This is a genomic window from Candidatus Poriferisodalis sp. (assembly GCF_965214215.1).
In the GTDB taxonomy this organism is placed as follows: domain Bacteria; phylum Actinomycetota; class Acidimicrobiia; order Acidimicrobiales; family Poriferisodalaceae; genus Poriferisodalis.
On sequence record NZ_CBDCBD010000003.1, the window covers coordinates 1,030,338 to 1,043,914 of the forward strand.

Consider the following 13,577-nt stretch of genomic DNA (forward strand, 5'->3'; position numbering starts at 1 on the left):
ACGATCTGTGGGTCTGTGTCGCGTCGGGGGCGCGCACCAGCCGGTCGGAAGGAATGTGGGGCTCCCTGCCCAAATCTTCACTGTCTCGCGGAGGCGGATTCCCGGATTCATGCTGCAGGTGAGCGAACGCGGATGGCGTCGTGGTTCGCGAGGGCGGAGGGCTTGGCTTCGACGGCGGCGACGCCCAGGTGCTATGGCGCGAGGCCCTCTTGCCAGAGGCGGCGGGCGAAGTGGTCCGCGGGGATGATATCGATGCCGTCGTGAGTGCGGCGTGGCCAGACTTCGAGACAAACCACCACTCGGGCCGCTAGCTCAGGATGCTCCTCGGCCAGTGTGCGCAGCCCTCGTAGATGGCGTGTCGTGACGGTGGTGGTGGCCTCGGCTTCGACTGCGATGCGCATGTCGCCCACGATGAAGTGCACCTCGATGCCGCTGGGCAGCCGCCAGTAGCTGAGTTCCTCGCCGGTCTCGTGATACGCCGTCATCGCGCACAACTCATGGAACACCCAGTTCTCGAACGCCTTGCCGTAGGCGTCTGAGCCCCGCTCGACGGTGCCGCGACGGTCGTGGTCCCGACTGCTGACGCCGACTCACCGAGCGTGCGTTACTCGCCGGGATTCCGCGATTCAGTCCTTTGCCTCACCAAGGACGATCAGCATCGGGTGAACCAGGCAGTGATGCGGTACCTCGAAGATCCGTGGTTGCCGGGGCTGAGGCTCAAGAAGCTGCGCGGCAAGAGTCCGGCCGGTCAGCTGTGGTCGATGCGCGCATCTGAGGAGCTCCGATCCTGTTCACCACCTATGTGAAGAGCTTGGTGCCCGTTCTCGAGACGCTCTATGAGCGACTGCCTGGTTCCGCACGCGACGCCGTCCGGTTCACCAACATCGACCTGCTCGCCGCTCAGATGTGCGAAGAAGCTGGTGACTTGCGCAACTGGAACGGGGTGCAGAACGAGAACACGTTTGCGCTTGCAAAGAAGGAGATCGTAAGGCCGGGCACTCCGCTGCACGAGCTGGGCTGCTCTGACGGCTACCTGCGAGAGGAAATCCAGCGGGTCATCATCGGGCGCGGCATCGACGATCTCGACAGCTACCTGGGCATCGACCGGATCGGTCGCGAAATGCCCTTCCGGGCGGCTACACGCTGCTGGCTGCTGGAGTTGACGTAGGCGGTCGCAGCCACAATCTCGGACGCAACTACCGCAACACGCGCAAGATCATCGAGGCAGCAATCGCGTGTGCAGGCAGCTTTGCTGTCGCTGACCTCGAGGCTGAGCAGGGAAGGGACTCGTCCCCGCGCCGCAGCGACGCCGCCCGCGAGACGGAAACCGACGGCGTGCCACCCCGGCTGGTAATCACCGCCGACAAGTCGGCCGAGCGGCGCTGGGTTGCTGCCGAGATCGCCCGACTGAGGGAGGCCAACCCGGAGGATCTCGCCCTGAGCGATTTCGGTGTGTTCGCCGCCAGAAACGAAGAGGTTGACGCTGCCGTCAGTGTGTTGTCGGGTTCGCGCCTACTGACCCAGAATCTGAAGGATTCGGTGTTCGGCAATGGCGACGCCAAGGATGACGGCATCAAGGTAGGAACGCTCGACCGGGCGAAGGGTCTTGAGTTCAAGGTGGTCTTCCTGCTCGGTGTGTCGCACGGCGCGTGGCCTTTCACAGCGAAAGGCGTATCGAATGCCGCTGAGCGGACCGATGCGGAGGCATTGGCCGCCTCCAAGCTGTTCGTGGGCATGACTCGCGCTCGTGATGCGCTGTATGTCCTCTGCAGCGAAAAGCCGCATTCACTCATCGACGCCGGTCGTGATCACTTCGAGACGATCCGCATCCCAGCTGCCTGACGGTTCAGACGTCAATCGCTCGGTGGGCTCAGTTGTTTGATTATCCGTCTGGCGAGTCGTTCGTTGATCTCGTTGTGGCGCGGGACCGCCTGGTACACGCCAGTATCGGGGTTGCGATACCAGTCGTGCTTGGAGCCATGACGAACCAATACTGACCCCGTCGCACGGATTCTCTTGACGAGTTCAGCTCGCTTCACGCCAGCGTGAGGTCGGCGACGTGGCGTACCCCGGGCAGCTCACCGCTCGTCACGTCCGCGTGAAGGTCGCGCAAGTGCTCCTCGAGGTCCTCCACCGTGGTGCCTTGGGTCCAGTAGTCAGGGAATTCTTCGAGGTAGCCGAGCCACAGCTCATCCTCTTGCCAGTAGACGATCTTCGTGGTCCGCACGTCTACGTCTCCCTGCTGGCCATCTGATCTTGAACCTAGCGTCTTTGGAGAGATGGCCCCAAGGCGATATTGGTGACGGACAGCGTTCAGGCGCGGTCGCGCCAGAGTCGGGCAACTCCCGAGGCGGCTCGGTAGATGCCGCGGGGGCCGAGCGGGCCGGTCTTGGCCTGCATCAGATCGGTCGAGACCCGCATGGCCAGATTCCCCATGCGGGGGGAGCGAATCGCGAGCTGAGTCAGCTGTCGCATGAGGCCGGGGCGGCCGAGCGCGCGGGTCGTCAGCCGACCGAGGTGGTGGTACTGCTGCCAGCGCGCGGCAAGCTCGGCCTCGTAGCGCGCTAACTCGAGACCGTCATCGTTGTCGAGCGCCTGTCCGATGACCTCGGCTGCCAGTCGGCCGGTGGCCAGTGCGGGGCCGACGCCATCGCCGTTCCAAGGGTTGACACTGCCTGCTGCATCGCCGACCACCACCCAATTCGGACCCGAGCGTGGGCGTACCGATCCTCCCATGGGCAGCCGGCCGCTCGCCGGTTCGGTGCAGGGTCCCGAAGGGTCGATTTCCCAGCGCTCGGGAATCTGCGGGACCCATTGCTCGAAGAGTCGCTCGAGCGAGATGGCTTCGTTGCCGTAGTGATGGCTGAGCAGGCCGACGCCCACATTGGCCGTGCCGTCGCCGACCGGAAAGACCCAGCCGTAACCCGGCAGCTGGCTCCCGGAGCGGTCAGCCAAAGCGAAGACTGACTCGATCCAGGGCTCGTTGTGGCGGGGCGTTGGGTAGTACGCGCGCATCGCCAACCCCTGCGCGTAGGTCCCCGAGCGCACGGTCCCCAGTGCCCGGCCAAAGCTCGAACGCGGGCCGTCGGCGATCACGACGTAGCGAGCGCGTGCCGTCACGTCGCGCGGCTGTGCTCCGCTGCGGTCCACAGCAGTGCAGCCGCGTAGGTGGCCATCGGTGATCAGCGGCGCCGTGACCTCTGTACCGGTGAGCCCGCGCGCACCCGCAGACTGCGCGCGGGCGAACGTCAGCGCGTCGAGTCGCGACCGACGTACCACCACGCCATAGCCGGGCCATTGCTCGCCTTGTGGCCACCGCACCTCGAGGCTTTGTCCGTGGGCGGTGATGCGCAGACCGTGGTGCCGGTGCCAACGCGCGCTGGCAGGATCGCAGCCCATGCCGATGAGCTCGCCCACAGCCACCGGCGTAAGCGCGTCGCCGCACACGCGTTCTCGAGGGTGCGTCGAGCGCTCGATGACCAGCACATCGTGTCCCGCCCGCGCCAGCCAGTACGCGGCCGCGCTGCCCGCAGGGCCGCCACCGACGACGAGCACGTCGCAAGCGAGTGTCTGGGTCAAGGTGTCGTGATCACGATCGGGATTCCCCCAGACGGGAACCCGGCATGAGCGCCGCAGACGGGGCCACGGCTTCGCCTGCCGCTCAGCCTCTTAGTGACCGCCGCCGCCACCCCCGCCGGACAGAGCGCCGCCACCCAGATGCTCCCACTCGGCGTCGCGCTCGGCAGCCACCTCGTCGCTGATCATCTCGCCGCCGATCACCTCGCGGACATATCGCGCGACCGAGTACAGCTGATGGTCGTTGAGCACTTCGCCGAACGCCGGCATGTTGGACTCAGTCTCGCCAGTGATGTGCGCACCGCCTGGCCGGTTCGGATCTCCGTAGACCTGTCCGAGGCCGATGCCTTCGGAGCCGACCGCGATCCACTCGATGAACGAGTCGTCCAGATCTGGGAAGGTCAGCAGCACTTCGCCGTTCCACAGCGGTCGTCCCACGCCGCTGCCGTCGCTGCCGGAGCCGTCGCCCACATGGCAGCTCGCGCAGCGCACCGTGTAGGTCGCCGCACCTTCGTTGATGGCAGTAATGGGCTCAGGCGGCGGTTCGGTCAATTGCACATACACGAATGCCCACAGCGGCAGGCAGAACAGCACGGGCAGCACCCAGATCGGAATTCGATGTCTCTTCTGGGCTGCGAGCACCCATGACGAATCGGGCGGTGCCTCAGGTTCGGCTTCGAGCTGCGCCGCTTCGCGAGCGGCAGCGATCATCTCCGCCTGGCCGGGGCCTGCTGCGGGAGCCCCCCCGGCAGCGGGCGCTGTCGCGCTCGCAGCGCCGCCGTCGCCGCTGCCGTCGTCTTCGAGGACCCCCAGCGCGATGCGACGCTGTCGCGAGCGCTCCAGCAGGTACTCGGGAACATCGGTCACGGGATCCTCCGCGGGGTCGCCCCCAGGGGTTCTGGCACGGCCGGCACGGCCAAGTTCGCAGGGCACGATACGCGCCCGAGCGCACCGAGGCGCAAGTCTGCCATGCAGTCGCCCCGAAGGCGCAGCCGTAGAGGGTCCATTCACCGCGCCCATTGGCGCGGGCCGATTGCGACGACACGGTGGCGAGCGCCAGATGTCGTGCTAGAACATCACGCGCCATAGCCGGGGCGCCGGTAATCTTTGCCCCGGTCTTGTTGCGGCTGACGCACTCGATGCACCGTCGAAATCGCCAGCCCGCAGCAGCCCGGAAACGCCGACATTCGAACTCGGGAGGAACGAAGGAGTGGTTGCACTCGTCACATCGATCCTCGTCACCGCGCTGATGGTTCACGGGCTGGTCTGGTACGGCAAGCGCCGACCGACCGACCGACCCACCACGTGGGGCGAGGCCATGGTGGGTGCGGCCTATGTGTTCATGCTGCTGTTGCTGGTGTTCGGAATCGTGCCCGACCGCTGGATCCGCCTCACCGACAACGAGTGGGGCTGGTCGGTCGAGCGCTTCTTGGTGACAGAAGGCCAGTTCATGACGTCGCCCATCACCTTCCCGCCGATGCGCATCGACCTGAAGAAGGTCAGCGACATCGTGGTCGTGATCGAGCACCTCGCGGCCTTCATCGGGCTCCCCGTGCTCGTGATGTGGTGGCAACGGCGCGATAAGGCCCAGCCCGCCGCCGAGCCGACATCTGATTACGGCCGTCCTCTCGTCAAGGGCAACTGAGAACATGGCTGCGAACGACGCAAATCCGCCGATGCCCAAGTTCCGGGACGACTACCTCCTGCAGCAGGTCGACGCCTCCTACCTCGAGGCAGCGGTCAAGCCGAAGCAGTTCATCAACATCGACCAGTCGGAGTGCATCCAGTGTGAAGGCTGCGTCGACATCTGCCCGTGGAAGTGCATCTGGTATGTGTCCACCGAAGCGATCGATGAAGCCGTCGGCGTCGAATTGCCGGGGCTGGATCCCACCGACAACGCCATCTTCATCATCGACGACGACGTCTGCACGCGCTGTGCGCTGTGCGTCGACCGCTGCCCCACCGGCGTGATCACGCTCGGGCGGGTCAGCAACAATCCCCCGCCAGAGGGCGATGTCCACGGCCGGACCCACACCCACGGCTACTCCTACGGGATGCGCCTGTAGCGCCGGCTCCATGCGTGAAGTGATGCGAAAGCGAAGGACACGGTCCAACTAGATCGAACAGATATGGCGAACACTCTCGAGTCCCCCAAGACCAAGCCGCCCCTGCCGCAGCGCTTGCAGAACGCGCAGCAGCAGGCGGCCGACTGGATGCAGGACAGTCAGTTCTGGACGTCGGTCTTCCGTCCCGGGTCGATCTTCCGCAAGGGCTACACCGACAGCCCCCGGAACCGGTCCTACGTCATCATGAACAGCGTCCTGTACCACCTTCACCCGGTGAAGGTGAAGCGGCACGCGGTGAAGGTCAGCTACACCCTGTGCCTCGGCGGCCTCAGCTTCTTCCTGTTCATCTTGCTGACCATCACCGGCATCTTCCTGATGTTCTTCTACCGCCCTACCGACACTGCGGCATGGGCGGACATCGAGAGCCTCCACACCCAGGTGGCGTTCGGCCTGCTCGTGCGCAACATGCACCGATGGGCCGCGCACCTCATGGTGATCACGGTCTTCCTGCATATGGCTCGGGTCTTCTACCACGGCGCCTACAAAGCACCGAGAGAGTTCAACTGGGTCGTCGGCGTGATGTTGCTGCAGCTGACGCTGCTGCTCGCCTTCACCGGCTATCTGCTTCCGTGGGATCAGCTCGCGCTGTGGGCGGTCACGGTGGGCACGAACATGATGGGATTCACGCCGGTCTTCGGGGAGCAAGTGCGTTTCGTGCTGCTCGGCGGCCAACAGATCGGAGCCGAGACGTTATTGCGCTGGTATGTGCTGCACGTCTTGATGCTCCCCTTTGTGATCGTCATCTTCATGGCGATCCACTTCTGGCGAGTGAGAAAGGACGGAGGCATTTCGGGGCCGCTGTAGGAAGCCTGAACGCCCGCCCCCATCAGCATGACTGAGATCCCTGAACACCTTCTGCGGCGAAGTGCCGAAGCGAGGGCCCGTGCGACCGGCGCGCCTTCGTCCGGCGAAGCCGCGGCCCCAGAAGCCGGGCAGCCCGGCGACGATGACGGTGTCACGATTCCTCGTTCACTACTCGAAGCCAGCCAGCAGCCAGGCGGAGCCCCCGCCGTCGCGGGCATGGCGCCGTATGGAACGGCGCAGCCAGGCAGTCCCGCTGCGGCAGGTGGGGGCGTCGCCACAGCACTTCCTCCGCTCATGGGAGGGCCTGCAGGCAACACCCACCGACTGCTGACAGTCGTCAAGTCGGGTTCCATCCAGGACGTCAAGGCCAGCCCAGGCGACAAGGTCCATGTCTGGCCCCACCTGTTGGCCGCGGAATTCACGGCGGCGCTCTTCATCACCGCGTTCACGTTGGTTTTCTCGTTGTTCATCAATGCGCCGCTGCTGGAGCTGGCCAACCACAACGAGACACCCAACCCGTCCAAGGCACCGTGGTACTTCCTGGGCCTGCAAGAACTGCTCACGATGTTCGACCCGATGATCGCCGGCGTGACGATCCCCGGAGTAGCGCTCATCTTGCTGGCGTTCGCGCCCTACATCGACAGGAACACTTCGCTGCGGCCCGAGGACCGCAAATTCGCCATCTCGATCCAGACCATCCACCTGATGTTCTGGGCGGTCTTGGTGATCATCGGCTCGTTCTTCCGGGGGCAGGGCTTCAACTTCACCTACCCGTGGGACACCGGTCTGCACGGCATCTTCCACCTGTAGGAGCACGTCGGAATGTCCACCGGAACGATTCTCGCGATTGCCATCCCGGTCATCGTTGTGCTGGGTGCGGTGGTCGCGTTCGTCTCCTTGCGTCGCCGAGATGCCACCGGCCTGGGGCACATGTCGCGCGAGACGCGTCGCCGCGACGAGCTGGCCGCTGGTGCGGCCGGCGACGATGCAGCGGCCGAGGACGAGGCCGGTGCCTTCGGCATCAGCTCGCAAGCTCGCGAGCTGGAGCGCTCGGTGGCCTTGGAGCGTCGCCCGTCGACCGTCGCGGTGGCCGAGCCTGAGCTGCCCCAAGACTGGGCGCCGCCGCCCGCCGAAGAGGTGGGCGTCACTCGACGGCAGTTCTTGAACCGGTCCTCGGTGCTGCTGATGGCGACTGGTCTGGGAACCTTCAACGCCGCCATGATCGCCTTCTTGTGGCCACGCCCGACAGGTGGTTTCGGTTCGAAGATCAAGATTGGCTCGGTGGCATCGGTCGACGAGGCGATCACGTCATCAACCCCAGCCGAGAACTTCTCGTACTTCTCCGAGGCACAGAGTTACATCCAGCCCTACCCGACAGACTCTGCGACGCTGGCGAATGCCGAGACGGTGTACGGCGGCTCGGTGCTCGACGCGATGAGGCAGGGCTACGTCGCGCTGTGGCAGGTGTGCCCGCACCTCGGCTGCAAAGTGCCGGTATGCGGCAGCTCGCAGTGGTTCGAATGCCCCTGCCACGGTTCGAAGTACAACCGCGTCGGCGAGAAGAAATCAGGCCCCGCGCCTCGCGGCATGGACAGGTTCCCGGTGACCATCGAGGGCGGCAACGTGTTCGTCGACACCGGCAAGGTGTCGCAGGGACCTGCGATTGGCACCGACACCACGGGGCAGGGCCTCGAGGGGCCGCACTGTGCCTGAGGTAAGCCGCATGCTGGCCGTCAGCACGGAGCGTTCGATCGCGATCGTGCTCTTGGCGATTGTCGTCGTCGGATGGGCGATCTACGTCTTCGTCAACATTCGCCAGGCGAAGGCCGAAATCGGCAGCGAAATCGAGCTTGCGCCGAACCGCGGCAACATGCCCGACGACGAGGAACTCGAGGGCAGCCGGCTCGAGAAGGTGCAGGCCTTCGGGGTGCTGATGCTGTTGATCATGGCGCTGGTGCTGCCGATCTACTGGATGCTCGAGGGCGGGCGCCGTTCAGGCGCGGAAACGTCGTTCTCCGAAGCGGCCGTCAGCCGAGGTGCAGCCGTCGCCGCCGCGGCGGAATGCACCGATTGCCATGGTGCAGATCTGGGCGGGGCACGTTTCGCACCGGTGGTGCTCGACATCGGCCACCAGTTCTCCGACAAGGAGTCCTTCATCATCAACACGACATGGGAGGCACCGTCCCTCGACGACGTGTTCACGCGTTTCGACACCGATGCCGAGACGTTGGATGAAGTCAGCGAAGTGCGCCAGATCATCGTCTACGGCCGAGGCGTCATGCCGGCGTGGGGCCTCGAGGGCGGCGGTCCCTACAACGACCAGCAGATCGACGACCTCGTGGCGTGGCTGTGGGCGAACCGGATCGGCGCAGACCAAGACGCAGCAGATTCCGCGGACGACGAGATCACTCGCGAGATCGTCGCGGACGCGTTCGACGTCGACGACGAGATCGCCCAGCTCCTGATAGACGAATTTGTCCCGGACGACGACCCGCTCAATGAGGAGGCCCACGCCCGGGCGACGGCCCGGTTTGAGGCAGCCAGGGCGTCGGACGTGTACGCGGAAGCGTCGGACGGGAAGATTTTGTTCGACCTGCATTGCGCCCGCTGTCACACGCCGCGCTGGCCGGGCCGCGGCTCCGCTCAGCTGCCCAACAACGGCGGAACGGTGGAGGTGCTCCCTGGACCTGACGGCGCCGGACGCTACGGCCCGGCGCTCAACAGCGTGAGCCTTGAGCGGTTGTTCCCCGACATCGAAGATCACATCTCGTTCGTCTCCGAGGGTGCCGCCGACAACGTGGCGTTTGGAGAATTCGCGCGGCTGGGCAACTACGGCATGCCCGGCTTCAAGAGGGTGCTGACCCCCGACGACATCCGCAAGATCGTCGAGTACGAGCGCGGCCTCGCTCCGCAGAGTCAGACTGCGGTCGGCTTCGATCTGCTGCACGAAGCGGGAGATGATCAATGACCGCCTCGCACCTTGTCGGCATTGTCAGCTGGGATCCAGTTCTCACCGGCTACTTGGCAGTCATCCTCGGCATCGCCGTGCTGTGCGGGTCGGTGTACCTGCTGTTGGCCACCAATCTGGGAGTCCGGCTCGGCTTCTTGGTGGCGTGGACCGGGCTGTGGGGCTGGATGCTGCTGATGTCCATCGTGTGGTGGGTGTTTGGCATCGGATGGATCGGCAGCCAGCCCGGCTGGAACGTGCTGGCTGTGACTTCCGATCCCGCAACGGTGCTCGTCGACGAGGTGCAGCAGCTCAGGGGCATCCCCGTCGATCAGCCACCCGATGGCTGGATACAGATCGTTGCCGACGAGAAACGAGACGACAACGCCGAAGACGTCGTCGATCCCGAGTTCGTGCAAGCCCAGGCATTTGCGGCTGACGCTCGCTCAGCTGCCGATGGACATGTTGTCTGCGATGCTGCGGACCCGCGGCAGTTGCTGGCAGTGAATTCGTGCCTGTTCTCAGCCGCGGACGAATATAAGACCTACCGAGTGCTGATCCGGGGCGGTGAGCGATACCGGCCGTTGGGCGTCCCCGACAACGTCATCACGCAGTACTTCCTGCCGAGCAGGGGCAGACCGCACTACGCCGTCGTGCAGATCCAGCCGTTCAGGCCGCGAGTCGAGATCGATCCAAATCTGTTCGGAGACGACGGACAGATCGTGATCCCTGACGCTCAGATCGACGAGAACGAGCCTGTGTACTCCGTGGTGCTGGTGCGCGATCACGGCAGCGTCCGGCTCCGCCCAGCGCTGCTGACCATCTTCTCGGCGCTGCTGTTCGGCTTGGGCTGCTATCACCTGCACCGGCGTGACCAGGCAATCTGGGCGGTGCGCGAAGCTGCGAACCAGTGACCGCAGAGGCTGAGCTGTTCTTGGGCCAGACTGAGGCCGCCAGTACATCGACGACTCGCTGAGGGGGACCGGCGCATGAACAGCGGCTTGGCGGAATACCTGCCGGTGTTGGTTCTCGGCGTGCTCGCTGTCGTGTTCGTGCTGGTGAGCATCATCGCGTCGCGGCTGCTGGCGCCCCAGCGCGCCACGAACGCCAAGCTGGCGTCCTACGAATGCGGCATCGTCGATCAGGCCGCCATTCCCGAACGGTTTCCCGTGCGCTTCTACCTCGTGGCGATGCTGTTCATCATGTTCGACATCGAGATCGTCTTCTTGTACCCGTGGGCAGTCGCGAACGGCGAGCTGGGCCTCTTCGGGTTCGTGGCGATGCTGATCTTTGTCGTGATCTTCTTCCTGTCGTTCGTCTATGAGCTGGCCATGGGCGGGCTGGAGTGGGGGCCGCGCAAACGCCGAGTCCTCCCGCTGCCCCCCGCGAGCCGCAGCGGCGTTCAAGGCGTGCGCACCGTCGGACTCACGGGTCGTACCTACATTTCGAGCGACGAGCGGCCCGGCGCCGCATGGAGCGGCGCACCACGACACGGTGTCGCTCAAGCCAGCAACAGCATGGGAGCGGGCTGATGGCGGGCATCGACGACATTAAGACGCGACTCGGCATCGACGACGGTCTCGCGGGCCTCGGGCACAACGTCTTCACCGCACCGGTCGAGGAGCTGGTGAAGTGGGCGCGGCGACGCAGCTTGATGCCGGCCACCTTCGGGCTCGCTTGCTGCGCCATCGAGATGATGGCGACGGGCACGGCTCATTACGACTTGGCCCGCTTCGGCATGGAGACGTTCCGCGCTTCGCCTCGCCAAGCCGACCTGATGATCGTGGCGGGCCGCGTCAGCCAGAAGATGGCCCCGGTGCTGCGCCAGATCTACGACCAGATGATGGAGCCCAAGTGGGTGCTGTCGATGGGCGTGTGCGCGTCCAGCGGCGGGATGTTCAACAACTACGCCATCGTGCAGGGCGTCGACCAGGTCGTTCCCGTCGACATGTATGCGCCTGGCTGCCCGCCGGGACCTGAGACGCTGCTGCATGCGATCCTTGCGCTGCACGAGAAAATCCGCACCGGCGAGCTGACCCAGCGCCGAGCCAAGCGAGGCGGCGGCGCTGCCGTGGATCTGGCGGCACATGTGGTGCCGCAGTCGAATCCAGCGGCACATGTGGTGCCGCAGTCGAATCCAGCGGCACATGGAGCCGATCCGTCGAGCGCCGTGGTGACGCGCTGATGGCAGATGAGGACGTAACCGATGACAATGCCGCGCCGGCGGCAGAGGTCGATTCGGGGCCGACCATGTTCGGCGTTCCGTGCTCTGATGACCGCGGCCAGCAGGTGCTGCACCCGCGCCGTGACGAGTACCTCGATGTGCTGGCCATGGCCGCAGCCGATGGCTTTGAGCTGTGTGTCGACGTGTGTGCCGTTGACGGGCTCACGAATCGCAGCCGTACCGTGCCGCCCGGCGTCGAGCTCGAACGCTTCGAGGTGGTGGTGAATCTGCTGGACCTGCGTGGCCGGCGTCGGCTGCGTATCCGCACCCAGGTGCCTGCACAAGATCCGCAGTTGCCCTCGTTGGTCGGGCTGTACCCGGGTGCCGAAGCGCCGGAGCGGGAGGCGGCCGACCTATTCGGGATCAGCTTCGGCGACCACCCCGATCCCAGCCGCATCCTCATGCCGCCGGACTGGGATGGACACCCGCTGCGCAAGGACTACGCCATCGGTGCCATTCCGGTGCAGTTCAAGGCAGTCGAAGGCCGATGAGCACCGCGACGACAGCGCCCGTGCGCCGGCCGACCGACGCCGTGCTGCGCATCTCCGAAGAGACAGCGCTGGCAGCCGCCGATGTTTCATCGGCGCCGTTGGACCCAGCCGATGTTTCATCGGCGCCGTTGGACCCAGCCGATGTCGATGACGAGATAGAGACCGTCGCTGCGGCACCCGACGACGGTCCGATGCTCATCAATATGGGTCCGCAGCACCCGTCCACCCACGGCGTGCTGCGTATCGCGATGGAACTGCAGGGTGAGACCGTGCTGCGGTCAAAGCCGATCATCGGCTACCTGCACACCGGCATGGAGAAGACCGCCGAGGATCTCACCTACCTGCAGGGGCCGACGAACGTCACCCGCATGGATTACGCCTCGCCGCTGTTCACCGAGCTGGTGTTCTGCCTCGCCGTCGAAGACCTGCTGGGAACCGAGATCCCGCCGCGAGCTACCTGGATCCGCATGCTGATGTGCGAGTTGAACCGCATGAGCTCGCACTTGCTGTTTCTTGCGACGAACGGCATGGACCTCGGCGCCGTTGGGATGATGCTCTACGGCTGGCGCGAGCGGGAAGAGATCCTGCGGTTCTTCGAGAGCGTCACCGGTTTGCGGATGAACCACAACTACATCCGCCCCGGCGGCGTGGCGGCCGACCTGCCCGACGGCTGGCAGGACGACGTGGAGCACATTTTGGCGGTGCTGCCCGACCGGCTCGCCGAGTTCGACACGTTGATGACCGGCCAGCCGATCTGGCGGGACCGCACCCAAGGCGTCGGAGTCATCACCGCCGAGGAGGCCATCGCGATGTCGGCCACGGGGCCGCTGCTGCGCAGCACCGGCGAAGCCTGGGACCTGCGCCGCACCATGCCGTACCTGGCCTACGACGAGGTTGACTTTGACGTCGTCGTCGGTGCCTATGGCGACACGTTCGATCGCTATTCCATCCGTTTGAACGAGATCCGGGAATCGATGCGCATCGTTGCCCAATGCCTCGACAAGATGCCGAAGGGCCCCTACCGCGCAGAAGACCGCAAGGTCACGCCGCCGCCCCGGGCCCGCATCGACGAGTCGATGGAAGCGCTCATCCACCACTTCAAGATCTTCACCGAAGGGTTCCGGGTGCCTCCCGGTGAGACGTACGTCGCGGTCGAGTCTCCCCGTGGCGAGCTGGGCTGCTACCTGGTGTCTGACGGCGGGCCCAAGCCGCAGCGCGTGCACATCCGGGCGCCGTCGTTCGTGAACCTGCAGAGCCTGCCTCATCTGATGTACGGCGGCCTGCTGGCCGATGCCGTTGCCATCATCTCCTCGGTCGACCCGATTATGGGGGAGGTAGATCGATGAGGGTTTGCGACCGCCGCGTCGGTGTTGGTCCCGCGTCCGACGGAGGCGGGGAGGTAGATCGAT

General features: G+C 65.3%; 17 protein-coding genes and 1 pseudogene. 13 read left to right on the forward strand and 5 right to left on the reverse strand.

The features are described from left to right. Positions 1-191: 191 nt before the first annotated feature. Positions 192-485 (reverse strand): hypothetical protein, encoded by a 294-nt coding sequence (locus tag ACOOF5_RS06965; protein WP_420437793.1) that lies wholly within the window; start codon positions 483-485, stop codon positions 192-194. 329 nt (positions 486-814) lie between these two features. Here ACOOF5_RS06965 and ACOOF5_RS06970 point away from each other — a divergent pair, with 329 nt between their 5' ends. Together ACOOF5_RS06970 and ACOOF5_RS06975 are read left to right on the forward strand one after the other, a co-directional pair. Further along, on the forward strand, positions 815-1,168 hold the full coding sequence (locus tag ACOOF5_RS06970) for a hypothetical protein (protein WP_420437794.1): 354 nt from the start codon (positions 815-817) through the stop codon (positions 1,166-1,168). A 167-nt stretch (positions 1,169-1,335) separates the two neighbouring features. Next, positions 1,336-1,842, forward strand: coding sequence for a 3'-5' exonuclease (locus ACOOF5_RS06975; RefSeq protein ID WP_420437795.1), 507 nt, complete (start codon positions 1,336-1,338; stop codon positions 1,840-1,842). An 11-nt stretch (positions 1,843-1,853) separates the two neighbouring features. On the opposite strand, the gene ACOOF5_RS06980 is transcribed toward ACOOF5_RS06975, so the two are convergent. The 4 genes from ACOOF5_RS06980 to ACOOF5_RS06995 form a co-directional block, all read right to left on the reverse strand. Then, on the reverse strand, positions 1,854-2,039 hold the full coding sequence (locus ACOOF5_RS06980; RefSeq protein WP_420437796.1) for a type II toxin-antitoxin system HicA family toxin: 186 nt from the start codon (positions 2,037-2,039) through the stop codon (positions 1,854-1,856). Further along, positions 2,036-2,227, reverse strand: coding sequence for a type II toxin-antitoxin system HicB family antitoxin (locus ACOOF5_RS06985; protein WP_420437797.1), 192 nt, complete (start codon positions 2,225-2,227; stop codon positions 2,036-2,038). Before ACOOF5_RS06985 ends, ACOOF5_RS06980 begins: the two co-directional genes overlap by 4 nt. Before the next feature lie 86 nt (positions 2,228-2,313). Continuing rightward, positions 2,314-3,579 (reverse strand): geranylgeranyl reductase family protein, encoded by a 1,266-nt coding sequence (locus ACOOF5_RS06990; RefSeq protein ID WP_420437798.1) that lies wholly within the window; start codon positions 3,577-3,579, stop codon positions 2,314-2,316. Positions 3,580-3,669: 90 nt separating this feature from the next. After that, positions 3,670-4,443: a c-type cytochrome gene (locus tag ACOOF5_RS06995; RefSeq protein ID WP_420437799.1), complete on the reverse strand. Its 774-nt coding sequence runs from the start codon at positions 4,441-4,443 to the stop codon at positions 3,670-3,672. Positions 4,444-4,786: 343 nt separating this feature from the next. Here ACOOF5_RS06995 and ACOOF5_RS07000 point away from each other — a divergent pair, with 343 nt between their 5' ends. The 11 genes and pseudogenes from ACOOF5_RS07000 (at position 4,787) to ACOOF5_RS07050 (ending at position 13,514) form a co-directional block, all read left to right on the forward strand. Continuing rightward, on the forward strand, positions 4,787-5,221 hold the full coding sequence (locus ACOOF5_RS07000; RefSeq protein WP_419837430.1) for a hypothetical protein: 435 nt from the start codon (positions 4,787-4,789) through the stop codon (positions 5,219-5,221). A 4-nt stretch (positions 5,222-5,225) separates the two neighbouring features. Then, on the forward strand, positions 5,226-5,642 hold the full coding sequence (locus ACOOF5_RS07005; protein WP_420437800.1) for a 4Fe-4S dicluster domain-containing protein: 417 nt from the start codon (positions 5,226-5,228) through the stop codon (positions 5,640-5,642). A gap of 147 nt (positions 5,643-5,789) precedes the next feature. After that, complete coding sequence (gene extP, locus ACOOF5_RS07010) at positions 5,790-6,506, forward strand: selenite/tellurite reduction operon b-type cytochrome ExtP (RefSeq protein ID WP_419840735.1); 717 nt, start codon at positions 5,790-5,792, stop codon at positions 6,504-6,506. A gap of 294 nt (positions 6,507-6,800) precedes the next feature. Beyond that, positions 6,801-7,316, forward strand: coding sequence for a hypothetical protein (locus tag ACOOF5_RS07015; RefSeq protein WP_420437801.1), 516 nt, complete (start codon positions 6,801-6,803; stop codon positions 7,314-7,316). 12 nt (positions 7,317-7,328) lie between these two features. Next, on the forward strand, positions 7,329-8,219 hold the full coding sequence (locus ACOOF5_RS07020) for a ubiquinol-cytochrome c reductase iron-sulfur subunit (RefSeq protein WP_420437802.1): 891 nt from the start codon (positions 7,329-7,331) through the stop codon (positions 8,217-8,219). A gap of 10 nt (positions 8,220-8,229) precedes the next feature. Beyond that, positions 8,230-9,474, forward strand: a complete 1,245-nt coding sequence (locus ACOOF5_RS07025; RefSeq protein ID WP_420437803.1) for a c-type cytochrome — start codon at positions 8,230-8,232, stop codon at positions 9,472-9,474. Continuing rightward, a complete protein-coding gene (locus ACOOF5_RS07030; RefSeq protein WP_420437804.1) occupies positions 9,471-10,367 on the forward strand; it encodes a hypothetical protein in 897 nt (298 codons plus the stop codon). The genes ACOOF5_RS07025 and ACOOF5_RS07030 overlap by 4 nt, the downstream gene beginning before the upstream one ends. Positions 10,368-10,442: 75 nt before the next feature. Then, positions 10,443-10,985 (forward strand): NADH-quinone oxidoreductase subunit A, encoded by a 543-nt coding sequence (locus ACOOF5_RS07035; RefSeq protein ID WP_420437805.1) that lies wholly within the window; start codon positions 10,443-10,445, stop codon positions 10,983-10,985. Beyond that, positions 10,985-11,491: pseudogene (locus tag ACOOF5_RS07040) on the forward strand (NADH-quinone oxidoreductase subunit B); the annotation flags it as partial. The gene ACOOF5_RS07035 and the pseudogene ACOOF5_RS07040, both read left to right, overlap by 1 nt. A gap of 146 nt (positions 11,492-11,637) precedes the next feature. Next, positions 11,638-12,168, forward strand: coding sequence for an NADH-quinone oxidoreductase subunit C (locus tag ACOOF5_RS07045; RefSeq protein WP_420437806.1), 531 nt, complete (start codon positions 11,638-11,640; stop codon positions 12,166-12,168). After that, positions 12,165-13,514, forward strand: coding sequence for an NADH-quinone oxidoreductase subunit D (locus ACOOF5_RS07050; RefSeq protein WP_420437807.1), 1,350 nt, complete (start codon positions 12,165-12,167; stop codon positions 13,512-13,514). The genes ACOOF5_RS07045 and ACOOF5_RS07050 overlap by 4 nt, the downstream gene beginning before the upstream one ends. Positions 13,515-13,577: the final 63 nt, after the last annotated feature.